The organism is Roseateles albus (assembly GCF_028595345.1).
In the GTDB taxonomy this organism is placed as follows: domain Bacteria; phylum Pseudomonadota; class Gammaproteobacteria; order Burkholderiales; family Burkholderiaceae_C; genus Paucibacter_A; species Paucibacter_A albus.
Window position 1 is genome coordinate 195,202 of record NZ_JAQQXT010000010.1, and the last position, 23,598, is coordinate 218,799.

At 61.1% G+C, this 23,598-nt stretch carries 17 protein-coding genes; 10 read left to right on the top strand and 7 right to left on the bottom strand.

All coding sequences use genetic code 11. The features are described 5' to 3' along the window. Positions 1 to 171: 171 nt before the first annotated feature. The 4 genes from PRZ03_RS16710 to PRZ03_RS16725 are packed head-to-tail and all read left to right on the top strand — an operon-like array spanning position 172 to position 4,552. Complete coding sequence (locus tag PRZ03_RS16710; RefSeq protein WP_273601387.1) at positions 172 to 1,206, top strand: LacI family DNA-binding transcriptional regulator; 1,035 nt, start codon at positions 172 to 174, stop codon at positions 1,204 to 1,206. 8 nt (positions 1,207 to 1,214) lie between these two features. Next, the gene (locus tag PRZ03_RS16715; protein ID WP_273601388.1) at positions 1,215 to 2,162 is read left to right on the top strand and encodes a ribokinase; all 948 of its coding nucleotides are present in this window, start codon (positions 1,215 to 1,217) and stop codon (positions 2,160 to 2,162) included. Positions 2,163 to 2,200: 38 nt separating this feature from the next. Beyond that, entirely contained in the window at positions 2,201 to 3,178 is a 978-nt protein-coding gene (locus PRZ03_RS16720; RefSeq protein ID WP_273601389.1) for a nucleoside hydrolase, read from the top strand. A gap of 60 nt (positions 3,179 to 3,238) precedes the next feature. Continuing rightward, the gene (locus tag PRZ03_RS16725; protein ID WP_273601391.1) at positions 3,239 to 4,552 is read left to right on the top strand and encodes a TRZ/ATZ family hydrolase; all 1,314 of its coding nucleotides are present in this window, start codon (positions 3,239 to 3,241) and stop codon (positions 4,550 to 4,552) included. A gap of 75 nt (positions 4,553 to 4,627) precedes the next feature. Here the strand turns inward: PRZ03_RS16725 and PRZ03_RS16730 are convergent, their stop codons facing one another. Continuing rightward, a complete protein-coding gene (locus tag PRZ03_RS16730) occupies positions 4,628 to 6,571 on the bottom strand; it encodes a DUF5666 domain-containing protein (protein ID WP_273601392.1) in 1,944 nt (647 codons plus the stop codon). A 340-nt stretch (positions 6,572 to 6,911) separates the two neighbouring features. On the opposite strand from PRZ03_RS16730, the gene purL reads away from it, so the two are divergent. Then, positions 6,912 to 10,907 (top strand): phosphoribosylformylglycinamidine synthase, encoded by a 3,996-nt coding sequence (gene purL, locus PRZ03_RS16735; RefSeq protein WP_273601393.1) that lies wholly within the window; start codon positions 6,912 to 6,914, stop codon positions 10,905 to 10,907. A gap of 11 nt (positions 10,908 to 10,918) precedes the next feature. Here purL and PRZ03_RS16740 read toward each other — a convergent pair whose 3' ends face one another. Then, the gene (locus tag PRZ03_RS16740) at positions 10,919 to 13,609 is read right to left on the bottom strand and encodes a PAS domain S-box protein (RefSeq protein WP_273601395.1); all 2,691 of its coding nucleotides are present in this window, start codon (positions 13,607 to 13,609) and stop codon (positions 10,919 to 10,921) included. A gap of 159 nt (positions 13,610 to 13,768) precedes the next feature. Here PRZ03_RS16740 and PRZ03_RS16745 point away from each other — a divergent pair, with 159 nt between their 5' ends. The 3 genes from PRZ03_RS16745 to upp are packed head-to-tail and all read left to right on the top strand — an operon-like array spanning position 13,769 to position 15,908. Beyond that, positions 13,769 to 14,518: a DUF1624 domain-containing protein gene (locus PRZ03_RS16745; protein WP_273601396.1), complete on the top strand. Its 750-nt coding sequence runs from the start codon at positions 13,769 to 13,771 to the stop codon at positions 14,516 to 14,518. Then, positions 14,515 to 15,279: a 23S rRNA (guanosine(2251)-2'-O)-methyltransferase RlmB gene (rlmB, locus tag PRZ03_RS16750; protein ID WP_273601397.1), complete on the top strand. Its 765-nt coding sequence runs from the start codon at positions 14,515 to 14,517 to the stop codon at positions 15,277 to 15,279. Before PRZ03_RS16745 ends, rlmB begins: the two co-directional genes overlap by 4 nt. Further along, the gene (gene upp, locus PRZ03_RS16755; protein WP_263535092.1) at positions 15,276 to 15,908 is read left to right on the top strand and encodes a uracil phosphoribosyltransferase; all 633 of its coding nucleotides are present in this window, start codon (positions 15,276 to 15,278) and stop codon (positions 15,906 to 15,908) included. Before rlmB ends, upp begins: the two co-directional genes overlap by 4 nt. A gap of 44 nt (positions 15,909 to 15,952) precedes the next feature. Here the strand turns inward: upp and PRZ03_RS16760 are convergent, their stop codons facing one another. The 5 genes from PRZ03_RS16760 to PRZ03_RS16780 form a co-directional block, all read right to left on the bottom strand. Then, on the bottom strand, positions 15,953 to 16,498 hold the full coding sequence (locus PRZ03_RS16760) for a chromate transporter (protein WP_273601399.1): 546 nt from the start codon (positions 16,496 to 16,498) through the stop codon (positions 15,953 to 15,955). Next, positions 16,495 to 17,070 carry a chromate transporter gene (locus PRZ03_RS16765; RefSeq protein WP_273601401.1) on the bottom strand — a complete coding sequence of 192 codons (576 nt, stop codon included), beginning with the start codon at positions 17,068 to 17,070 and terminating at the stop codon, positions 16,495 to 16,497. Before PRZ03_RS16765 ends, PRZ03_RS16760 begins: the two co-directional genes overlap by 4 nt. Further along, positions 17,070 to 18,077: a D-2-hydroxyacid dehydrogenase family protein gene (locus tag PRZ03_RS16770; protein WP_273601403.1), complete on the bottom strand. Its 1,008-nt coding sequence runs from the start codon at positions 18,075 to 18,077 to the stop codon at positions 17,070 to 17,072. Before PRZ03_RS16770 ends, PRZ03_RS16765 begins: the two co-directional genes overlap by 1 nt. 73 nt (positions 18,078 to 18,150) lie before the next feature. After that, positions 18,151 to 18,510, bottom strand: coding sequence for a hypothetical protein (locus PRZ03_RS16775; RefSeq protein WP_273601405.1), 360 nt, complete (start codon positions 18,508 to 18,510; stop codon positions 18,151 to 18,153). After that, entirely contained in the window at positions 18,510 to 18,800 is a 291-nt protein-coding gene (locus PRZ03_RS16780; RefSeq protein ID WP_273601406.1) for a hypothetical protein, read from the bottom strand. The genes PRZ03_RS16775 and PRZ03_RS16780 overlap by 1 nt, the downstream gene beginning before the upstream one ends. 484 nt (positions 18,801 to 19,284) lie before the next feature. Between PRZ03_RS16780 and PRZ03_RS16785 the strand changes: the two genes are divergently transcribed. Both PRZ03_RS16785 and PRZ03_RS16790 read left to right on the top strand, forming a co-directional pair. Continuing rightward, positions 19,285 to 21,168, top strand: coding sequence for an O-linked N-acetylglucosamine transferase, SPINDLY family protein (locus PRZ03_RS16785; RefSeq protein ID WP_273601408.1), 1,884 nt, complete (start codon positions 19,285 to 19,287; stop codon positions 21,166 to 21,168). A gap of 57 nt (positions 21,169 to 21,225) precedes the next feature. Continuing rightward, positions 21,226 to 23,598, top strand: a complete 2,373-nt coding sequence (locus PRZ03_RS16790; RefSeq protein ID WP_273601409.1) for a type I secretion system permease/ATPase — start codon at positions 21,226 to 21,228, stop codon at positions 23,596 to 23,598.

Here is a 23,598-nt window from a genome sequence, read left to right on the forward strand (position 1 = left end):
CACCCCAAGCTCGTTGCAGGACTTGGCGATCAAGCGAAAGTTCCGCCAAGCGCGTGCGATCTGCGAATATCTTCGTCGAGCGCTGCAAAGAGCTCCCGGCTTGGGCTATGCTTGCGCAAATTGGCAAACGTTTGCCTCAACTCAAAGCGCAATCATTCCGAGCTTTCAATCTTGAGCACTATCAAAGACGTCGCTGCTTTGGCTGGCGTGTCCTTCACCACGGTGTCCCATGTCTTGAACGACACCCGGCCGGTCAGCGCCGATGCACGCCGTCGCGTGCTGGCGGCGGTCGATGAAATCGGCTATTTGCCCAGCGCGGTAGCGCGCTCCTTGCGCAAGAGCGAGACCAAGATCATTGGCGTCTTGGTACCGAATGTGCAAAACCCGTTCTTTGCGGAGCTGGTTTGCGGCGTCGAAGAATGTTGCCGCCTTGCCGGCTACTCTGTGTTTCTGTGCAACTCTGACAACGACCCCAAGCGCCAGCAGCAATACATGCGCACCTTGCTGGAAAAGCGCGTCGACGGGCTGTTGCTGTCTTCGGCCGGTGACGACGAAGCGCTGGCGCGGATTTTCAAGCTGGTCAGCGTGCCCTCGGTGACGGTGGACCGACTGGTTGCCGGTGCACGCGCCGACAGGGTCAGTGTGGACAACAGCCAAGGTGCCAGCAACGCCGTCAAGCATTTGATAGACCTTGGTCACCGTCGCATTGCCTGCATCAGCGGCCCCGCCGAATTCGAGGTCGCCCGTGAACGCGTGGAGGGCTGGCGCCATGCGCTGCGTGAGGCCGGCATCGAGGTCGACGAAGCTTTGGTCACGGCGAGCGACTTCAGCAGCCCCGGCGGTTATGAAGCCGCTCGGCGCATCTTGCGCGCTCAAGCCGATGGGGCAAGTTCAAACCCAGTCACCGCCATTTTTGCAAGCAACGACATGATGGCAATCGGCGCACTCAGAGCCGCGACCGAGTTGGGCCTGAAGCTGCCGCAGCAGCTGTCCATCGTCGGTTTTGATGATATTGAATTGAGCCGTTATGTGTTTCCGGCCTTGACCACCGTCGGCTGCGGCGTCAAGCGCCTGGGTGCCGAGGCCGGGCGGGTGCTCATTGCGCGCATCGAGAATCCAGCGGCCGCCATAAAAGACGTGCTGCTGACGCCGCGATTGGTGCTGCGCGAGAGCACCGCGCCACCGCAGCTGGGCTTGCAGGGATGACTGAACTAATGACAAAGAACAAAGCAGGCCGCGTACTCGTGGTCGGTAGTATCAATATGGATATGGTGGCACATGCCCCGCGCTTGCCGGCACCCGGTGAAACCTTGACCGGCGATGCTTTTGTGATGGCGCCGGGCGGCAAGGGCGGCAACCAAGCGGTGGCGGCGGCCCGCCTGAAGGCTGAGGTGGATTTTGTGGCCCGCGTCGGCATGCGCCAATATGGGGGCGAGCTGCTGCAAGCCTTGGCGGCCGAGGGCGTCGCTTGCGACGCGGTGGTGCGCGACGCTGCGGCCTTGCCCGGCATTGCCGTCATCATGGTAGGCAGCAGCGACGGCGAGAATTCCATCGTCTATGTGCCCGGCAGCAATGCGGACCTGAGCGCTGCTGATGTGCAGGCCGCAGCGGCGACTGTGCGGGCAGCGGCGGTGGTGGTGGCGCAACTCGAGGTGCCGCTGGAGGCGATCCAAGCCGCTTTCGAGCTTGCTCGCAAGAGTGGCGCTGTCACGGTGTTGAACGCCGCTCCAGCGCTTGCCTTGCCGGCAGGATTGTTGAGCCTGACCGATTGGTTGGTGTTGAATGAAACCGAAGCCCATCAGCTCGCTGGGCGGCCTCATGTTGAAACGGCCGACTTGGCCGAGCCGGTCGATGTGCTGGCGCAAGCCCGACTGGCAGCGGCACAGTTGTTGCAAAGCGGCGTCAAGCAGGTGCTGATCACGCTGGGCGCCGACGGTGCCTTGCTGTGCACGAATGAAGCGATGCAGCATTTTCCGGTGTTGCCCGTTCGAGCCATCGACACAGTGGGGGCAGGCGACACTTTTGTCGGCGGCCTGGTCACCGGCTTGGCCGAGGGCATGACGGCTGCCGACGCGGTACGCCTGGGCCAGGCGGCCGCTTCGATTGCGGTCAGCCGCAGTGGAGTGCAGGCGGCGATGCCACGTCGTGCCGAGTTGGCCTGAATCTCATTTGCGAGATTCAATTTTTGCGAGATATTGCAATGAAAAAAATACACCCCATGCCGGTGATTTTCGATACCGACCCTGGTATCGACGATGCGATGGCGCTTTACCTGCTGGCGCGCCATCCGGCGCTGGATTTGCGAGCCATCACGACGGTTTTTGGTAACGCCTCTGTCGAGGTGACGAGCCGGAACGGGCAACTGCTGGCGGCGTTTTTCGAGCAAGCGGTGCCGGTCGCCAAAGGTGCCGCCGGGCCCTTGCATGTGGATGCAGAGCGTGAGTTCTCCGTCCATGTGCATGGCGACGATGGTCTGGGCGGCGTGGCTAGCATGATCAATGTCGAAGTTAGCCCCCTGGATGCACGGCCCGCTTTCCAGCTGATTTGCGATATGGTCAATGCCGAACCCGGTGCGATCACCTTGATCGCCGTCGGCCCCTTGACCAATCTGGCACTGGCTTTGCGGCATGACCCCAGCATTGCGAGCAAGGTACACCGCGTGATCGTGATGGGCGGCGCCTTTGGTACTCAAGCGCGCTGCGGCAATGTGACTCCGGTTGCCGAGGCCAATATCATCAATGACCCGGAAGCGGCAGATCTGGTCTTCAGCGCCGATTGGCCGGTCGTCATTGTCGGTCTGGACGTTACTCATGAAACGGTGATGAGTGAGGCCTATTTGTCCAGCCTCCAAGGGCGTGGAGGGAAGGTGGGCGACTTCCTCTGGCAAGCCACGCGCCACTATCAGGATTTCTACAATGCAGTGGACGGCATCAAGGGCGTCTACGCACATGACGCCAGCGCTATCGTTTATGCCATCGAGCCGGAGGCCTTCACGCTGCGTGCTGGGCCGGTGCGTGTGGTGACCGAGGGCATTGCGCGCGGCCAAACCATCCAAGACTTCCGCAAGCCCAGCGGCGCGCAAACGCCTTGGAGCGGCTGCCCCGCGCAGCAGGTTTGCATTGCGGTGCAGGCCGAGCGTGTGCTGGCTATTTTCGATCAGGCTTTCGACGCAGCCTAAGTCGCTTAAGCCTCAAAAGGCTACAGTCATGGCCATCGCGCCAAAACTCATGGAGTAAAGATGAAAACCACCATTCTGAAAGCTCGCTGGCTGCTGAGCATGGCGCCCGGAAGCGGCGTGTTGAACGATCACGCCCTGGTGATCAGCGGCGAGCGCATCGCTGCTGTTCTGCCCTGGGCTGAGGCCGAGGCCCAGTACCCGGACGCCGAGCGCGTTGAACTGGGCGAACATGTCTTGATCCCGGGCCTGATCAACGGCCACACCCATTCGGCAATGTCCTTGCTGCGTGGCGTCGCCGACGATGTGCCCTTGATGGATTGGCTGCAAAACCATATCTGGCCGCTGGAGAAGAAGTGGGTCAGCGATGACTGGACCTACCAGGGTTCGATGCTGTCGGCCTGCGAAGCACTGCGCGGCGGCGTCACCTACTTGAACGATATGTATTTCTTCCCCGCCGCGATGGCGCGGGCGGCGCTGGACAGCGGCATCCGCGCCGGTGTGTCCATCAATGTGATCGACTTCCCGACCGGCTATGCGGCCAATGCGGCCGAATACATCGCCAACGGCCTGGCTGCCTACGAGCAGTTCAAAGGCGAGGCCTCGCTGGACTGGACCTCGGCCCCGCATGCACCCTACACGGTGTCGGACGAGACCTTTGTCGCCTTGCGGGAGCTTTCCGAAAAATATGAGATGCAGATGCATTGCCATATTCATGAGACCCAGTTCGAGGTCGACTCCAGCGTGCAGCAGCACGGCATGCGTCCGCTTGAGCGCCTGAACAAGTTGGGGGTCTTGAACGAGAAGATGATGGCCGTGCACATGGTGCATTTGACCGAGGCCGAGATCGCGATGCTGGCGGCGCAAAAAGTGCATCTGGTGCACAACCCCAACTCGAATATGAAGCTGGCCTCGGGCGTCTGCCCGGTCACCGCGCTGGAGGCGGCCGGCGTCAATGTGATTCTGGGCACCGACGGTGCGGCATCGAACAACCGCCAGGACATGTTCGGCGAGATCCGTGCCGCGGCCTTGCTGGCCAAGGGTTCGACCTGCAACTCGACCACGGTGTCGGCCCGCACGGCGCTGGAGATGGCCACCATCCGCGCTGCCAAGGCGATGGGCCGCGCTAGCGATCTGGGCTCGCTCGAAGTGGGTAAATTGGCCGACGTCGTGGCAGTTTCGCTGGACGCGCTGGAATGCCGGCCGGTCTACAACCCCGAGGCGCAACTGGTTTATGTGGCCGGGCGCGAGCATGTCTCCGACGTCTGGGTCGGTGGCCGCCAAGTGCTCAAGGGTCGGGTCTTGACCACGGTCGATCAGGTCGGCGTGCTGGACCGCATCGAGCACATCGTCGGCCAGATGAAGGCCGGCCTGTAAAACTGTCCGCCTTGAAATAGAAAAGGGCCATGCCGCGAGGCATGGCCCTTTCGTTTAGTCAGTGCCTAGAGCCGCTCAGCCCGGCATGAAATGCACGCGCTTGGCGATCAAAGTGCCGTCCTTGCCGACGCTGCCCTTGATCTCGACTTTCAAGCCGCTGGCCAACTTGGCGGCATCGCCGTCAATGAACTCCACGCCGCTGCCGCTGGCATTGACCTTCTGGCTGCCGATCTTGAAGTCGGCGTTGCTGACGAAGTCCGCGATCAAACCGCTCAGGTAAACATACTCGACACCCTCGCCGTCCTTCTCGGGCTTTTGCACCTCGATCTTGGTCGCGGTCAGCGTGGCCTTGCCCTCCACGTTGCTCAGTGTCGCTTGCACGCTGATCTTTGCGCCGTTCTTCAGGTCGGCCAAGCTGGTGCCGGACGGCTCGAACTTGATGCTTTGGCCCAACACGACGCTGTTGCTGCCGACCTTGAAGCCGGTGTCCGTTACATCAAAGGCGATGCCCGAGAAGCCCACGGTCTTGAGCACACCGGTGGTGGCGATGACCTTGACACTGCTCGCAGTGAACAGGCCGCTGGCCTCCGAGTAACTGCCCTCAAGCACCAAGACCACGCCATTGGCCAAGTTGGCGAGCGACATATTGATCGGGTTCAGCTTGGTCGTGTCGCTCCATTGCACGGTGGTGCCGAGCAGACTGAAACGTTTTGTTGCCAAATCAACGCCGCTGATGGCGCCTTCTAGCCTTGCTGGCTTGTCGGCCGGTGGTGGCAGGATCTCGACCGTCTTGGCCAAGACGCCGCTGGCCGTCAACTGGCCGCTGATGCTGACCCAGGCGCCGGTGGCCAAATCGGCCGCCTTGCCTTTGCTGAAGCTGGCCTGTGAGGCGTCCACATCGGTGCCGCGCAGCTTGAAGTTGGCGATCGACACAAAGTCGGTCACCTGGCCGATCAGCATGGCCTTCAAGGCGGTTTCGGGCTTGAAAACCTTCAGGCTCGCGGCCTTCAAAACACCGGCCGTCAAGCTGCCTTTGGCGTAGGCCTGTGCGCCGTTGACGAGATCGGCGAGGACGGTGCCTTCCTTCAGTTCCGCACTGCTGGCATCCACCTGCACATCGCCGATGCGCAGCGAAGCCAGGCTCTTGAAGTCATTGATCTGCCCGCCAATGCTGAGTTCCTTGGCATCGGGCGTTTGACGCGACTTGACCTCGACCGCGCTGGCCGTCAGCACCGTCTGGCCACCGCTTTGAACGGGTGCGGCGGTGGCGACCACGCTTACTAGCTTGCCGTTTTCGATCACCGCACCTTCAGGCAGGACCTTGGCCTTTGAGTAGTCAACTGTCACGCTGCTATTGCCGCCGAGTGCAAAGCGCTTGGCGCTCGCATCCAGCGTTTGCACTGGGCCGCTCAGGCGATAGAGCTCGCCGCCTTCCTTGAGCCGGCGCTCGATCCGCGTGGCGGTGATGCCGCCATCGGCCGCGACCGAGCCAGCCACCTTGAGCAAGTCGCCGATCTGCAATTGGCTCAGGCTGTTGAAACCGTCAAATACGGTCGGCAATTGACCACCGCTGGTGATTTTGATGGTTTGGCCGAAGACGCTGATGCTGCCGGCTGCATTGTCGATCGCCGACACGGTGCCGACCAAGGCGAAGTTGATCAACAGGTTTTGCAGCACGCCGTCCTTGTTGATCTCGCCTTGCACCCGCATGCCGGTGCGCAAGTCCCCGAGGGTGGCCAGCTTCTTCAGCTCGGGGTTGTCGCCGAGTTCGACCTTGGTGCCGGCATCCGAGTAGCGTACGCCGTCAATGACGACGCTGCCGAAGCCGGTGATCGTGCCTTCGATCAGCGTCAGCGTGGACGCGTTGGTAGTCGTGGGGGGCGGCGCGGCCGGAGTGACCTCCGGCGTGGGGCTAGCGGCGCCACCGCCGCCGCCACAGGCGATCAGCGCCGCGGCGCTGATGATGCAAATCCCTAAACCTAGGCTTTTTTGCCAGCCAGTGATCGAGTGCTTGTTCATGGTTTGGACCTTTTACTGCGTTTACTGCGGGTAGGTCGGGGGGGACCTTGTGTGGGGTATGGCCTTAGCCATGGGGGCGACTTTAGGGAGATCCCATGCGGCTGTGTCGGCCAACTGTTTCAAGATGTTGCGGTGGGCTTGACCAAGCCGTGCGCTTTGTCACGAACGGGCGAGCGAATGCCTGAACGGTTGTTTTGCGTCTATCGCCGGTCAGACGCAGCAGATCGGTAAAATGCGCACTTTCTTGGCCGGACCTTGTCGGTTCGCGCCAGCAATTCGCAAATCCAGCGCTGCAAACTCGGCCAATGCCGCTTGCAGCGCGCCGACGCTACGGGACTCCATGGCCACCTCCAAGCAACTGCTCTCTTTTGAAGGCGGCAACGCACTCTCCGCATTCCGTGCCCAGGCCTTGCTGCCGCAGCTGCAATCCGTCAATGAGCGTATCAACGGGATACAGGCACGTCATGTGCACTGGGTCTGGAGCGATGCCGAGCTCAACGACCAAGAGCAAGCCAAGCTGGCCGCGCTGTTGAACTATGGTGATGCCTATTTGGGTGGCAATGAGGGTCAGTTGGTCTTGGTCGCGCCGCGCCTGGGTACCGTCAGTCCTTGGGCGTCCAAGGCCACCGATATCGCCCACAACTGCGGGCTGGAGCTGCACCGGGTCGAGCGCGTAACCGAGTTCCGCATCACGCTGAAGTCGGGCTTGCTGGGCGGCGTGAAGACGCTGACCGCGGCTGAGCTTCAAGCCTGTGCCGATCTGCTGCATGACCGCATGACCGAGAGCGTGCTTTTGGCCCGCGAAGACGCCGCCCATCTGTTTGACGAACGGGAAGCACAGCCGCTCGAACATGTAGACGTGCTGGGGCAGGGCAGGGCGGCGCTGGAGTCGGCCAACACGACCTTTGGTCTGGCACTGTCGGTGGACGAGATCGACTATCTCGAAGCGGCCTTCAAGACTTTGGGGCGCAACCCCAGCGATGTCGAGCTGATGATGTTTGCGCAGGCCAATTCCGAGCATTGCCGCCACAAGATTTTCAACGCCAAGTTCACCGTTGACGGCGTCGATCAGCCGCTCAGCCTGTTCGGCATGATCCGCAATACCGAGAAGCTGAGCCCGCAGCACACCGTCGTTGCCTACTCCGACAACTCGTCCATCATGGAAGGCCACCAGATCGAGCGCTGGATGCCGGCCGGTGATGCGCGCGCGCCGCAGTACCAAGCACGCGAGGAAACCGCCCATGTCTTGATGAAGGTCGAGACGCACAACCATCCGACCGCAATTTCCCCGTTTCCGGGTGCCTCGACCGGCGCCGGTGGTGAGATCCGTGACGAAGGTGCGACCGGGCGCGGCGCCAAGCCCAAGGCCGGGCTGACCGGTTTCTCGGTCTCGAATCTGCGCTTGCCGGGCTTGAATGAGCCCTGGGAGCAGGCCAATGTCGGCAAGCCGGCGCATATCGCCAGCGCCTTGCAAATCATGATCGAAGGGCCGCTCGGTGGCGCCGCCTTCAATAACGAGTTCGGCCGCCCGGCTCTGGCTGGTTACTTCCGCGTCTATGAGCAGGAAGTCGACGGCGTGCAGCGCGGCTATCACAAGCCCATCATGATTGCCGGCGGCCTGGGCGCGATTCGCAGCGACCAGACCCACAAGATCGAATTCCCGGCCGGCTCGCTGTTGATCCAGCTTGGCGGCCCCGGCATGCGCATCGGCATGGGCGGCAGCGCGGCCAGCTCGATGGCGGCCGGCACCAACACGGCCGACCTGGACTTCGATTCGGTCCAGCGCGGTAACCCCGAAATCGAGCGGCGTGTGCAAGAGGTCATCAACCATTGCTGGGGTCTGGCCGAGAAGAACCCGATTCTGGCGATTCACGATGTCGGCGCCGGCGGCATCTCGAACGCTTTCCCGGAATTGGTCAATGACGCCCATCGTGGCGCGCGCTTCGACTTGAGCAAGGTGCCGCTGGAAGAGTCCGGCCTGGCGCCCAAGGAAATCTGGTGCAACGAGAGCCAGGAACGCTATGTGCTGGCGATCGCACCCGAGAGCCTGGATCTGTTCCGCAGCATGTGCGAGCGCGAGCGCTGCCCGTTCGGCGTGGTCGGCGTGACGACCGAAGCGCGCGAGCTGATTCTGGAAGACGGTGAGGGTGGCGAGCGCGCCATCGATATGCCGATGGAAGTGCTCTTGGGCAAGCCGCCCAAGGTGCACCGCGATGTCACGCGCGTCGAGCGCGACGGCGGCGTGTTGGCGCTGACCGGCGTTGATCTGGCGACGGTGGCCCTGGATGTGCTACGCCACCCGACCGTTGCATCGAAACGCTTTTTGATCACCATCGGTGACCGCACGGTCGGTGGCCTGAATTCCCGCGACCAGATGGTTGGCCCTTGGCAGGTGCCGGTGGCTGATTGCGCGGTCACGCTGGCTGACTTCAAGGGCTTTGCCGGCGAAGCCTTTGCTATGGGCGAGCGCACGCCGCTGGCGGCCGTTAACGCCGCCGCCTCGGGCCGTATGGCGGTGGCCGAAAGCATCACCAATTTGCTCGCTGCGCCGATCGAGTTGCCGCGCGTCAAGCTGTCGGCCAACTGGATGGCCGCTTGCGGTGAACCCGGCGAAGACGCTGCGCTGTTCGACACCGTCAAAGCGGTCGGCATGGACTTGTGCCCCGAGCTGGGCATCTCGATCCCGGTCGGCAAGGATTCGCTGTCGATGCGCACGCGCTGGACGGGTGCTAACGGTGCCGTTCAGCAGGTCACCGCGCCGGTGTCCTTGATCATTTCATCGTTCGCGACCATCGCTGATGTGCGCGGCACGCTGACACCGCAGTTACGTACCGATGCAGGCGACACCAGCCTGATCCTGGTCGACCTGGGTGGTGGCCAACACCGCATGGGTGGCTCGATCCTGGCGCAGGCGCTGAATCAGTTCGGCGGCGCCGTGCCCGATCTGGACGACGCCGCGCAATTGAAGAGTTTGGTTAACGCCGTCAATGAGCTGCGCGCCGCCGGCAAGTTGTTGGCTTATCACGACCGTGGTGATGGTGGCTTGTGGGCGACCGCGTGCGAGATGGCTTTTGCCGGCCATGTCGGCGTCAGCCTGAATGTGGACATGTTGATCACCGAAGGTGATGGCGTCAGCGACAGCCGCGCCGATACCGGCGACGCCAAGAACTGGGCGGGGCAGGTCGGTGCCCGCCGCGAGGAGATGACGCTCAAAGCCCTATTTAACGAAGAGTTGGGGGTCGTCTTGCAGGTGCGCACAGCAGACCGCGACGCGGCGCTACAGGTCTTGCGCACACATGGCCTGTCCAAGCTCAGCCACGTGATCGGCAAGGCCAATGGTAATGCCTGTATGGAAGTCTGGCGCGATGCCAAGAAGGTGTTCAGTGCGCCCTTGTCGACGCTACATCAGGCCTGGGATCAGGTGTCTTGGCGCATCAATCAGCTGCGTGACAACCCGGCCTGCGCCGACAGCGAACATGCGCAAGCAGGCCTGGCTGGGGACCCTGGTCGCCATGTGCATCTGAGCTTTGACCCGCAAGACGATGTAGCCGCCCCCTTCATCAATGTTGGCGCCAAACCCAAAATGGCGATCCTTCGCGAGCAGGGCGTCAATTCGCATGTCGAGATGAGCTATGCGATGGCCAAGGCCGGCTTCGACACCTACGACGTTCATATGAGCGATCTGCAGTCCGGCGCCGTGACCTTGGAACAGTTCAAGGGCTTTGTCGCCTGCGGCGGCTTCAGCTACGGCGACACCTTGGGAGCCGGCGAAGGCTGGGCCCGCTCGGTGATGTTCAACCCGGTTTTAGCCGAGCAGTTCAAGGCCTTCTTTGCCCGCCAGGACAGCTTTGCGCTGGGCGTTTGCAATGGCTGCCAGATGATGGCGGCCTTGTCGCCCATCATTCCCGGCGCGCAAGACTGGCCCAAGTTCACGCGCAACAAGAGCGAGCAGTTCGAAGCTAGGTTGGCGATGGTCGAAGTGCTGGACAGCCCGAGCTTGTTCTTCAAGGGCATGGAAGGCTCGCGCCTGCCGATCGCCGTGGCGCATGGCGAAGGTTTTGCCGACTTCTCGCAGCGCGGTGATGCAAGCAAGGTGGCACGCGCCATGCGCTATGTGGACCACCACGGCCAGCCCACCGAGACCTATCCGCTCAACCCCAATGGCAGCCCGGACGGTTTGACATCTGTGACCACCGCCGACGGCCGTTTCACTGTCTTGATGCCGCACCCCGAGCGCGTGTTCCGCAATGTGCAGATGAGCTGGACTTCGGGCGACGTCAATGAACTGAGCCCCTGGATGCGCATGTTCCGCAATGCGCGCCGCTGGGTCGCCTAAAGGCTAGAGGGTCAGGGCGCCACAAAAGGCGCCACAAAAGGCAGCCGCAACACAAAGCGGCTGCCCATTCCTGGCTCGCTGTGCAACTCGATCTGGCCACCCAGAATGCCGGTGACGATGTTGTAGACGATGTTTAGGCCCAGGCCGGTGCCGCCCGAGCCCATCTTGGTGGTGAAGAAGGGATCAAAGGCGCGGCGCTGCACCTCTGCCCGCATGCCGCAACCGTTGTCTTCGACCGTCAGGGTGAAGCTCCGCTCGTCCACCGCGACCGCTCGAATGTGGATGCAAGCCCCGCTCGGTCTCGCTTCAAAAGCGTGCAGATTGGCGTTGAGAATCAGATTGGTCAAGACCTGACCTAGCGGGCCTGGAAAGCTGTCCAGTTCTTGCGTTAGGCTCAGTTCGACCTTGACCTCAACGCCAGCCTTACGCAGCTGGGTGCGCAAGAGACTGAGCACGTCTTCGACGACCGATTGCAAGCTGAAGCGGCGCCGCTGCGCCGAAGTCTGATCGACCGAGATCTGTTTGAAATGCGCGACCAACTCATTGGCGGTGGCCATGCTGCGCAGCATGATGCTGCTGGCTGTTTGGGCATCGTTCAAATAGGCTTCCAGTACCGAGCGGCGCATCTGCCCATGCTCGAAGCTGCGTCGGATTTGAGCGGTCAACTCCTCCAATGTGGAGGCCGTGGTCAGGCAGTTGCCTAGCGGCGTATTCAGCTCATGCGCAATGCCGGCCACCAAGGAACCTAAAGCCGCCATCTTTTCCGATCGCAGCAGCTCTTCCTTCGCTTGGCTAAGCACCGCCTGGGCCTGTTTGAGCTCGGCTGTCCGGCTTTCCACCCTGGACTCCAATTCCGCATTCAGATCCGCCAGCTGCCGCTGGGCCTGTCTTTGCGCGGTGATGTCGCGGGCAATGCCCAAGAAACCGCTGGGCTCACCGGTTTGGGAGCGCACCAGGCTGACGGTCAAGGACACTTCCAAATGGCTGCCGTCCTGGCGAACATAGGTCCATACACGCGTCTCGCTGCCGCTGCTGCGCGCCACTTCGACAAAGACATCAAAGCCCTGGATGGGGCGCCCCAAGCTTGCGCTCAACTCGGCTCCGCGCGCCATGACCTCGCTGGCAAGATGCAAGCGGGCAGGGGACAGGCCCACCATCTCCGCCTGCGTGTAGCCGAGCATGTGTTCGGCACCGCGGTTGAATAAGCTGACTCGCCCCTCCAAATCGGTGGCGATGATGGAAAACTCCTGCGCGGCGTTCAGCACGGCCTGCAGACGATCCAGCGCCAAGGTCAAGGCCGCCTTTGATTCGCGCAATTCGCGTTCCGCGAGCTTGCTTTCGGTGATGTTGCGACCTGTCCCGCGGTAGCCTTTGAAGCGCCCCTGTGCATCAAAAAAAGCACGGCCAGAAATACTGACGTAGCGCAGGGTGCCGTCCTCCGCATATTGGGCATATTCGAAATTTCGAAATGGCTGATGGCGCTCAACCGATGCGATATGCCCGGACCAATCGGTGCCCGGTGCTAAGGCCGGCGACTCCCAGCGTTTGAGTCCGAGCAACTGGGGGCTGCCAACCTGGGTGGCTTCTTCGGTGGAGCGTGAAGTGAAGGTGAATAGAAAGTTCTCGTCCTGCTCCCATACCCAATCAGCGGACAACTCGGTCAGGCTCTTAAAGCGTGACTGCGCGGCCTCCAAATCGGTCTGGGTACGCAGGCTTTGTTCGATCTGCTGCGCCAGCATGCGGTTTTGTTGCAGCAACATACGGCGCCTGTACACCGCCAACGCAGCCACGCCACTCAATGCCGCACTGCCGAGCAGGCTGGCGAAAAACTCCAGACCATAGGCCTTGGCGCGCCAGTCCTGTGTGGCGCCGGGAGCCGCTGAGATCGACCAAGTGGCGCCGGGCAATTGGACCGATTGATGCACGGCTGTTGGCATTGTCGCCAATGCCGGATCGCCCCAGATCGGGGCACGAATCGTGAGGCGATCCGCCTGCAGCTGAAAGACCGCCAGGCGCAGGCTCGCGTGGTCGTTCAATCCCGCCGCACGCATGAACAGGTCCAAATCCGCCACCACCGAGATCACCCCCCAATAGCGACCGGCACTTTGGTCTGAACCTGTGCCTGCGTCTGCCGATGAGCCGGTCGCAGGCAGAAACACCGGCGTGCGCTGGATGATGCCTTGGCCGCCTTGAACCAGTTTGACGGGCCCGACCAGCAAGGGCTGGCCCAGGGCCCGGGCCTGTTGTATCTGGGCGTATTGCAGCGGAACCTCGCGATAGCGCAGATTCAATACCGCCTCGTTACCTTGCAGCGGGTAGACATAATGGGCGACATCATCAGGCGCAGCGACGATGCTGCGCACCTGAGGCAGCAGCTTGACGACACGTCGGTTGAGAGCCTCGAACCGGGCGTTGGAGATGCCGCCGTCCAACTGAATCATGGCCTCAAGGCCAACAGTGGGGCTGAAGGTCGCTTGGGCCACAGCCTCCAAACGGGTTCGGATGGCACTCAATTCGCTATTGAGCTGTGCCTGCTCGTTGGCCAATTGTTGGGTCTGACGCGCCCACAGCAGCACAAATGACAAGCCAAGCCCACCAAGTGCAGCCAACAAGGCTGGCCAATAGGCCAAGCCGCGACGAATCAGGGCGATTCTGGAGCTTTCTGGCCTGTCGGCTGGCGGTGGAAGTTGGCTTTGGCTCATGCTTTGCGCCTGTCTGCCCAATCAGAGTTCATGCAGCGCTGACGGTAACACAGGGCTTGCACGCATAAGTCGAAGTGAAATGAACCGTCGCTGCTGTGAGTTGAACTGCCCGCGCCGCTTAGACTGCGCACTCGCTGCTCATTTAAAACTTCGCTGCTCGTGCACTCGTCTTCTTCAACTTCTTCGTTCAGGCCGACGGCTCGATATCCCAGGCTGGATGCCTTGCGCGGTGCGGCCATCGTCTGGATGGCAGCCTTTCATTTCGCCTTTGATTTGAATCATTTTGGCTGGATCAGCCAGGACTTCTACCGGGATGCTTTCTGGACCGGTCAGCGCACCTTGATCGTCAGCCTGTTTTTGCTGTGTGCCGGCATGGGGCAGGCGCTGGCCCTGCAGCAAGGCTTGAGTTGGCCCAGGTTTTGGCGCCGCTGGGCACAAATAGTAGCTTGTGCGGTGGCCGTGTCTATCGGCTCCTACATGATGTATCCGCGCAGCTTCATCAGCTTCGGAGTGCTGCACGGCATGGCTTTGATGCTCTTGCTGCTGCGCTTTGCCGGGCCTCGCCTGCCAATATGGGCTTGTTGCGCCTTGGGCGCATTCGCCTTGATGGCGCCGCAGCTCTTGAGTCATCCATTCTTCGACTCGCGCTGGACCAACTGGCTGGGGCTGGTGACCCACAAGCCCATCGCTGAAGACTATGTCCCGATCCTGCCCTGGCTGGGTGTGCTGTTTTTTGGGTTTGCACTGGGAAGATGGCTGTTGATCCACCGCGCGTCTTGGTGCCGGGCTGATATTTCGCCAAAGCTCGCGCCGCTGGCTTTGTTGGGGCGCTGGTCGCTGACTTTCTACATGCTTCACCAGCCCGTTTTGATCGGATTGCTCAAGCTTGCCGCTACGATGCGAGGATGAGCTCCAACAAAATTCTTTTCGGCTTTCACGCCGTCACCGTGCGCCTGAAGACGCACCCCACCTCGATCAGTGAAATCCACTACGACACCACGCGGCGCGACCAGCGCATGCGCGCCTTTGTCGACCGCGCCCGCGACGGCGGCGCCAAGCTGATCGAAAGCGATGATGAACGCTTGGCCAAGATCGCCGGCACCACCCGCCACCAAGGCGTGGTAGCCAAGGTGCAGGCGCTGGCAATGCCGCAGTTCCTGGACGATGTGATCGAGACCATTGAGGGCATGCCCCTGGTCTTGGTGCTGGATGGCGTCACCGACCCGCACAACCTGGGCGCTTGCCTGCGCGTGGCCGATGGTGCCGGCGCGCATGCGGTGCTGGCCCCCAAAGACCATGCGGTGGGTCTTAACGCGACGGTAGCCAAGGTCGCCAGCGGCGCAGCCGAGACCGTGCCCTATCTGATGGTGACCAATCTAGCCCGTTCACTCAAGGAGCTGAAGGACTATGACATTTGGGTCGTAGGCACCTCGGATCAGGCCGAGAAGTCCATCTATGACCTGGACTTGAATCGCCCGATCGCCTTTGTGCTGGGCGCGGAAGGGGATGGCCTGCGTCAGCTGACCGCCAAGACTTGCGATGAGCTGGTGCGTATTCCGATGCAGGGTTCGGTGGAGAGTCTGAATGTGTCCGTGGCGGCGGGCGTGTGCTTGTTCGAAGCGCTGCGTCAGCGCACAGCTTCTTCTTCAAACAAAGAGCCAAAACCATGAGCGTCATCGAAGTTCAACACCCGCTCGTTAAACACAAAATCGGCTTGATGCGCGAGGCCGATATCTCGACCAAGAAATTTCGTGAGTTGACCGGCGAAGTCGGGCGCTTGCTGGCCTATGAGGCGACCGCCGACTTCCCGCTCGAGAAAACCACCATTGACTGCTGGAGCGGCCCAACCGAGGTGGACCAGATCGCCGGCCGCAAGGTCACGGTGGTGCCAATTCTGCGGGCTGGCTTAGGGATGATGGACGGCGTCTTGGACATGATCCCTAACGCCAAGATCAGCGTGGTCGGTTTGGCCCGCGACCACGAAACCTTGCAGCCGGTGCACTATTTTGAGCGCTTCGTCGGCCAGTTGGATGAGCGCACGGCACTGATCGTCGACCCGATGCTGGCGACTGGCGGCTCGATGATTGCCACCATCGATTTGCTGAAGAAACGCGGTTGCAAAGACATCCGGGCCTTGGTGCTGGTGGCCGCGCCCGAGGGCGTGGCCGCGCTGACCGCCGCGCATCCGGATGTGCGCTGCTGGACTGCCGCAATCGACAGCCATTTGAATGAGCAGGGTTACATCATCCCGGGACTAGGCGACGCCGGCGACAAGATCTTCGGGACGAAAGAGGGCTAGTAGCCCTCTTTCGATCTTGTAAGCCAACTTTTGATCGGTGATGCTTACACCCAGCCCAGCGCCCCCAGCACGCCACCGCCCAATACCATCCAGACCAAGCTGATCTTTGTCCTGAGGGTCAGCGCCAAGGTAGCAGCCATCAGCGCCAAGGTGCTCCAGAGATGCTCAGGCGTCGTCAGGAAGGGCTGGGCCAATAGCCAGCCTGTTGCCAGCAACAGGCCCAAGGTGATAGGAGCCATACCGGCCGTGAAGGCGCGTACACCGATGCTGTCCCGGTTATTGCGCGCCCAGCGGGTAGCGGCCAGCACCAAGGTGGTGGAGGGCAGCATGATGCCGGCCATCGCGGCAAAAGCCCCCGCTAGCCCAGCGACATTCCAGCCCAGTACCGCGACGAACAAAACGTTGGGGCCTGGTGCAGCCTGCGCCAGGGCGATCGAGGCGGTGAACTGCGTGTCGCTGAGCCAATGTTGCTCACCGACCAAGTAACGATGCATTTCTGGAGCAGTGGTGATGGCTCCACCAATTGACAGCAGCGACAGCGTCAAGAAGTGCAAGAACAAGGCCCAGAGATCGGGCTGAGCTGCCGTCATGCTGCAGCCTTGTCTGCTTGCCTCAGGCGCCACCAAGCCACCGCCATGCCCAGCCCCCCAAGACTTAGCAGCAGTTGCGGCAAGGGCAGGCGCAACACCACCACGGCCACAATCGTCGCCAAGGCCAGCAGCAGTGCAGCCAGTCTTCCTAGCGGGCTCTTTTTCAGGCTAGGCAACAGCTTGCAGCCGGTGGCCATGATCAAGCCGGCCGAGACCGCCCCCATGCCGCGCAAGGCATTGCTGATCAAGGGTAGATGGGCAAATTCGCCGTACAACGCCGCCATGCCAATGACGATCAGAGAAGGAAACGCCAGCATCCCGGCCAAGGCTACAAAAGCGCCCCTGGCGCCGAAGAAACGGTCGCCCAGCATCAATGAGATGTTGACGATATTCGGCCCGGGCAGCACCTGTGCAATCGCAAAGGTGTCCAAAAATTCTTCCCGGCTGAGCCAGCCCAGGCGTTCAACCAGTTCGCGCTGCGCTACTGCCAGCACTCCGCCGAAGCCTTGCAAGGCCAGCCGATTGAAAGCCCAAAACAGCTCGGAGAGCGAGGCAGGGCCGGCATTCGCCATCACCGCATGACCCGCAAGGCCTCCGGGTTGACGATATTCGTCGGCTCGGACTTGATGAAGTTCAGCACATTGTCAAAAGCGGCATTGAGATAGAGCTCATAGCTATCTTGTTCGACATAGCCAATATGCGGCGTGCACACCGCATTCTCCAGGCGCAGCAAGGGGTGACCCTGCAAGATGGGTTCGCTCTCGAACACATCAATAGCGGCCATGCCGGGGCGGCCGCGATTCAATGCCGAGACCAAAGCGCCCTCGGTCAGCAGTTCGGCTCTGGAAGTGTTGACGAAGAGGGCGGTGGGCCGCATGCGAGCCAAATCTTCGGGGCCGATCAAGCCCCGCGTCTGCTCGCATAAGCGCAGATGGACCGTGAGCACATCGCTGGTCTCGAACAGCGCCTCTCTGCTTGTTACAGCGACGTACCCGTCCGCTTCAGCGCGCAAACGAGAGGCCTCGCTGCCCCAGACCTGCACCTGCATGCCGAAAGCTCGCCCATAGCCGGCGACAATTTGGCCGATCTTGCCGTAGCCCCAAATCCCGAGCGTCTTGCCCCGCAAGACCATGCCGAGCCCAAAATTTGGCGGCATTGAGGCCGCCTTCAAACCCGACTGCTGCCACACGCCATGCTTCAGATTGCTGATGTAATGGGGCAAGCGGCGCATCGCGGCCATGATCAAGGCCCAAGTCAGCTCGGCCGGCGCGGTTGGCGCGCCGACTCCTTCGCAAACCGCGATACCGAGTTTGGTGCAGGCCTCAACGTCGATATGGGCACCGACTCGGCCGGTCTGAGCGATCAGCTTGAGCTTGGGCAGCTTTTCCAGTAGTTGCCGGCTGAACTGGGTGCGCTCGCGGATCAATACCAGCACTTCGGCGTCGCGCAGACGCACCGATAACTGGCCTATGCCCTTGACCGTATTGGTGAAGACCTTGGCATTGAGATGCTCTAGCTTGGCCGCACAGCGCAATTTGCGCACCGCGTCTTGGTAGTCGTCGAGGATGATGATGTTCATACTTGAGCCGCATTCTGCCTTGCTCGCAGCAAGTGTCATAAATTGGCGCTAGCGATGACGTCTTTCCGCAGGCTCAGCGGGATTCTCCGGGCGCTCTGTCAGGATAGTTTTGAGCCAAGGCCGCCATCAAGCTGAGGCGGTGCTGCTGGGCTCGACCAAGTTCCGGTTCCAGATCCTTGGGGACAGCGGCGAGCAAGCTGGCATGCAACAGCCACAGCTCAATCGGTTCGCTGGCGTGACGCACCAGCGTTTGTAAGTGGCGACCCATCTCGCCCGGCACTTCCGCCGCGACGCGCAGGAATGCGAGTTTGAGCTCAACGAAAGCGCGACGCGTTGCGATGCGCCCCCGGCGCTCGTTGGACCGGCCTACGCAGGCATAGGACCAGGGCGGAGGAAAGTGCGGAATGTCGCGCAAGGTCAGATGCAGGCTCATCAATGCTTGGCCACTCGTGTTGGACCCGATGCACCGAGATTCTGGCTGCCGAAACCAAAGCTGGCGCCAAACTGGAAATGGGCATTGAGTCGGCTCAGACGCACTTCGGCCTCGGCCTGCGAGAAGGCTCGGGCGACCTCCGTGTACAGCCAGGTGCGCAGATGCCACAGATCTCGCAGACTTCGGCTGCGTTGAATGCTGCGCTGCAACTCTTCGATATCGCCGCTGTGCAATCCACTCAGGCAAGCCTCGAAGGCCGCGCGTGCGTTCGGCACGTTGTGCAAGAGCACGCTTTGGCAGGGCAGGGCAGTGCCTAAAGGGTCAGCCTCACCCGGCATCAAACGCAGGAGGGACTGCCAAATGGAGTCCGCGCCCTGAGCGCTTGGGCGGCTTGGCGGGCATTCGGTGCTGCGCCCCGAAATCGAAAAGCGCGAGGCCCCGAGCGCGTTTGCTGACGAGGACGCTACGCGTGTCCTGGCCCAACGAGTCAGAATTGCATTCAGCATTTTTAGCTCTACTTATAGCGACCGGTATCGGCCGTCTCCCCCTCCAGAGGGCTTGCATGAATTTTCGTCAGCCGGGGCTAGAACTGAAGCACAAAAATAGCCGGTACCGACAGCCTTTTTCGCCTGTGTCAAGGGTATGCCCGCAGAGTTCGCTGCCGCGGAGCCAGGAATTGCCGCCAATTCCCCGGCCTAATCAAGCCGCCCGTTTTGGGGCAGGGCTCTAACATCGCTTAAGCCTTCACGAGCCGCGTTTTGCGGACCTATCGCCATGGACAAAACCACTCCCGCTACAAAAAACACGCTCGCCAGCAGCCCGGAGCTTGAGCAATTGCTTGATCTGGCACGCTCCGGTGCGATGGAACTCAGTGTGTTGATGGAAAAGGCCGATAAGTTGCAGCGGGAGGGCTTGATCGATGCTGCGATCTTGCTCTATCAAAACTGGACGACCCATACCAAATCTGTCTTATTGCATGTGGCTTGCTACAACTTGGGCACCTTGCTGGGGTCAAGGAACCGACATGCCGAAGCCGAAAAAGTCTACGCGACCGCTCTTGCGCTGAGTCCGACATTCACGCAGGCTCGCCTGAACATGGGCCATCAGTTGGAACATCTGGGGCGTATCGAAGAGGCGCTCGGTGAGTGGAGAAAGGTGTTCGAGGACAAGGCACTGGACAGAGCCAATCCCGCCGTGCTGGAACTCATACTGCACGCTTTGAACAATTCGGCAAGGCTGCTGGAGACACAGCGCCGCTTGGCGGAATCACAAGTCTTGATGCGACAAAGCCTTTTGCTGAAGGCTGGTCAAGCTGATGTGATCCAGCACTATGTCCACATCCGCCAGAAACAATGTGATTGGCCCGTCTATCAGCCCATCGGTGCTGTGACACACAATCAATTGCTGGTGGGCACATCGCTTTTGGCTATGTTGAGCGCCAGTGATGATCCTGCCCTTCAGTTAATGGCGGCGCAGCGATTTGTGCACGAGAAGGTGCTACCTTACAAAGATCGGCCGCTGCATGAGCTTGCGACGGCACGCCAGCCTCGAAATGGACGTATCAAGATCGGCTACTTGTCCGGCGACTTGTGCATGCATGCGGTCGGCCTGTTGACGCCCGAATTGTTCGAGTTGCATGACCGCGAACGCTTCGAGGTGTATGCCTTTTGCTGGAGTCGTGAGGACGGCTCAGAGCAGCGGGCGCGCATCTTGAAGGCGATGGACCACCATGTGCGTCTAGCCGGTGTCGATGACCTGACCGCCGCGCGTTTGATCGCCGAAGCTGGTATTGACATCCTGGTCGACCTGCAAGGCCTGACCAACGGCGCTCGACCTAACATCCTGGCCTACCGTCCGGCCCCGATTCAGGTTAGCTATTTGGGCTTGCCCGGTACATCGGCCTTGCCCGGCGTGGACTGGATCATTGCCGACCGCTTCGCAATGCCGCCCGAGTACCTGCCCTATTGCACCGAGCGCCCGATCTATCTGCCCAATTGCTACCAAGTCAGTGACCGGCAACGCGAAGTCGGGCCGGCCCCTAGCCGTGCGCAATACGGGCTGCCCGAGAGCGCTTTCGTCTACTGCTCATTCAACAACAACCACAAATTCAACGAAGAAGTGTTCTGCAGTTGGATGCGCATCCTGGAGCAAGTTCCGGGCAGCGTGATGTGGCTATTGGCCGATAACGAATGGGCCAAGGCCAATATGTTGCGTGTGGCGGCCGAGCACAATGTGCTTGAAGAACGACTGATTTTTGCGCCTCGGGCGGCACCGCCGGACTACTTGGCGCGGTTTGCCTTGGCGGATCTATTCTTGGATACCTTCCCCTATAACGCCGGCACTACAGCGAGCGACTGTTTGTGGATGGGAACACCCATCCTGACCCGCTCAGGACGCAGCTATATCTCGCGTATGGCGGGCAGCTTGCTGAATGCCGTTGGTTTGCCTGACTTGATTACGTTTAGCCTGGCCGAATACGAGTCCAGGGCGGTTCAGCTGGGTCAAAACCCGGCCCGGATTGAATCCTACAAGCGCTATTTGCGTGACCATGGCCGCAGCTCGGCATTGTTTGACATTCCCACCGTTGTGCGCGATCTTGAGCATGAGTTTGAACGCATGGCTTTGTCTCAGCGACGGGGTGAAACACTGCACGCATGAGGATGATGAATTCGCGCAGTTCTGTTTACGCGTACCCCAATTACAGCAAGGATTAACGTGTCGCAGCGTCACGATCCCTTTTTTGACGGCAATGCTGCTGCAGCAGGCAAAGGCTTGAGGCTGGCCGCCGATAGCTCCGTTGCCAGCGAGCCTTCGGTTCCCGATCCGCTGCAAGGTCTGGCTGAGCAGCCCATGGGCGACCCACTGCTGACCGCACTCGCTTGGGTAACGCGCCATCATGGCCGGCCTCGCTCGGCCGAGTCACTGCGGGCCGGCGCTCCGGTTGAAGGGCCATTGGCGCCCGATCAAGCACTGCGAGTCATGCGTGAGGCCGGATACAACGCCGGCCTGCTGCGCAAATCAATCGACGATATCAACCCCTTGTTGATGCCGGCAGTGCTGCTGCTCAACGAGGGTGATGCGTGCGTGCTGGTCAAGCGATTGGACGACGGCACAGAGCCTACAGGCGGCCGTTATGAAGTAGTGTTCCCCGGGCCAGAAGCCGCCAGCTGCACGGCACTCACTTCGGAACTGGAGCCCGAGTACAGCGGCTTTGTGCTGGTTTCGTCGCCGCAGGAACAGTCGCAAGCGCACACGCGCAACACCCGGGACGAGCCGCTGCTGCGGGTAGCCGGTGAACACTGGCTGTGGGGCACTTTGAAGCGCTTCGTCCCCTATTACCGCTCGGCCATGTTGGCAGCGCTGCTGAGCAATGTTTTGATGCTTGTGTCGGGCCTGGTCACTTCGGTGATCTACGACAAGGTGATTCCCAATCAAGCGCTGGTGACGCTTTGGACCCTCGCGGTAGGGGCAGGCGTAGCCTTGATATTCGATATGTTTGCGCGCCAGTTGCGCAGCCATTTGATTGACTTGGCCGGCCGCAAAGCCGACATGATCATCGGCGCCAAGCTGTTCAGACAGACGCTGGGCGTGCGCATGGAGCACAAGCCCGAGTCGGCCGGCTCCTACGCGCATTACCTGGCTCAGATTGAGGTGGTGCGCGAGTTCTTCACCTCGGCGACGATGTCGGCCTTGACTGATTTGCCCTTCATTATTCTGTTCGTTGCCATGACTTTTGTGATCGGTGGCCCTCTGGGTTGGGTGCTGGTGCTCACGATTCCCTTGATTCTGGCCTTGACCTATGGAATTCAGGGCTATTTGCGCAAGGCCATGCGCACCAATATGGCCGAAACCGCCGAATTGCAAGGGACGCTGGTCGAAGCCATTGAGGGCCTTGAGGATGTCAAGACATCGGGCGCCGAGGGCCGGTTCCTGCGCCGCTATGAAACCAGCACCTCCATTGCCGCCGAATCCTCGCTGCAGGCGAGAAACATGTCGAGTTGGAGCAGCAACATCACGATGACGCTGCAGCAGTCCATCAACTTGGTCATGCTGGTCTGGGGCGTGTACCTGATCCAAGATGGCTTGATCACTGCCGGCGCCTTGATCGGCGCGGTGATGTTTGCCGGACGCGCCATCATGCCGCTGGGTAGTCTCGTGAGTTTGGCGACGCGCTATCAAGGCGCTCGCGCTGCGATGCTATCGCTGGACCGCATGATGAACTCCCCGACCGAGCGCGACGGCAGCCGCAACTATGTGCCGCTGACCCAGGTCAGTGGCAAGCTTGGGCTCCATGATGTGGGTTTCTCTTACCCAATGGTGGGCCAAGGCGAAGCTCCAAAGATTTTGAAGGCCGTCAATCTACGCTTGCAGGCCGGCGAACGCGTCGCTGTGCTTGGCCGTATCGGCAGTGGCAAGTCAACCATCCTGCGCCTTCTGGCCGGCTTGTATCAGCCCACCGAGGGGATGGTGGATGTAGACGGCATTGATTTGCGCCAGGTCGACCCGGCCGAGTTCCGTGCCCGTGTAGGCTTTGTGTCACAAGAGCCGCGGCTCTTCCACGGCACGCTGCGCGATAACGTCTTGATGGGCCGCGCCCACTTGGACGCGGGGCGCCTGGTCGAGGTAGCCCGACTGACGGGCTTGGACCGCGTGGTGGCCGGTCATCCCAAGGGCTGGGACTTGCCCGTGGGTGAAATGGGCGGTCTTCTTTCAGGCGGTCAGCGTCAACTGGTGGCGCTGGCTCGCAGCCTGGTCACCAAGCCACAAATATTGCTGATGGATGAACCCACCAGTTCCATGGATGCCCAGTCCGAGATGGCCTTTTTGCGTCAACTTCGCGACGCCGCCGGTACTTGCACCTTGGTGGTTGTTACCCACCGTCCGGCGGTCCTGGAGTTGGTCGCCCGCATCGTCGTGGTGGACAACGGGCGGGTGGTGTTGGATGGACCGCGTGATCAAGTCCTTGCCGCTTTGTCGGGGGTGCGACCTAGTGCCGCAACTGCTGAAGCTGCAAGCTCCAACGGAGCCGGTGCCAATTTGCATATGCACCCATCGGCCCAGCCGGTGCAACGCTCAGCATCGGTATAA

What these genes read in the sequence shown, in the direction of transcription:
- PRZ03_RS16715 (WP_273601388.1), top strand. Translation starts at nt 1,215, where the DNA reads ATGACAAAGAACAAAGCAGGCCGCGTACTCGTGGTCGGTAGTATCAAT.
- PRZ03_RS16720 (WP_273601389.1), top strand. Translation starts at nt 2,201, where the DNA reads ATGAAAAAAATACACCCCATGCCGGTGATTTTCGATACCGACCCTGGT.
- PRZ03_RS16725 (WP_273601391.1), top strand. Translation starts at nt 3,239, where the DNA reads ATGAAAACCACCATTCTGAAAGCTCGCTGGCTGCTGAGCATGGCGCCC.
- PRZ03_RS16730 (WP_273601392.1), bottom strand. Translation starts at nt 6,571, where the DNA reads ATGAACAAGCACTCGATCACTGGCTGGCAAAAAAGCCTAGGTTTAGGG.
- purL (WP_273601393.1), top strand. Translation starts at nt 6,912, where the DNA reads ATGGCCACCTCCAAGCAACTGCTCTCTTTTGAAGGCGGCAACGCACTC.
- PRZ03_RS16740 (WP_273601395.1), bottom strand. Translation starts at nt 13,609, where the DNA reads ATGAGCCAAAGCCAACTTCCACCGCCAGCCGACAGGCCAGAAAGCTCC.
- rlmB (WP_273601397.1), top strand. Translation starts at nt 14,515, where the DNA reads ATGAGCTCCAACAAAATTCTTTTCGGCTTTCACGCCGTCACCGTGCGC.
- upp (WP_263535092.1), top strand. Translation starts at nt 15,276, where the DNA reads ATGAGCGTCATCGAAGTTCAACACCCGCTCGTTAAACACAAAATCGGC.
- PRZ03_RS16760 (WP_273601399.1), bottom strand. Translation starts at nt 16,498, where the DNA reads ATGACGGCAGCTCAGCCCGATCTCTGGGCCTTGTTCTTGCACTTCTTG.
- PRZ03_RS16765 (WP_273601401.1), bottom strand. Translation starts at nt 17,070, where the DNA reads ATGGCGAATGCCGGCCCTGCCTCGCTCTCCGAGCTGTTTTGGGCTTTC.
- PRZ03_RS16770 (WP_273601403.1), bottom strand. Translation starts at nt 18,077, where the DNA reads ATGAACATCATCATCCTCGACGACTACCAAGACGCGGTGCGCAAATTG.
- PRZ03_RS16775 (WP_273601405.1), bottom strand. Translation starts at nt 18,510, where the DNA reads ATGAGCCTGCATCTGACCTTGCGCGACATTCCGCACTTTCCTCCGCCC.
- PRZ03_RS16785 (WP_273601408.1), top strand. Translation starts at nt 19,285, where the DNA reads ATGGACAAAACCACTCCCGCTACAAAAAACACGCTCGCCAGCAGCCCG.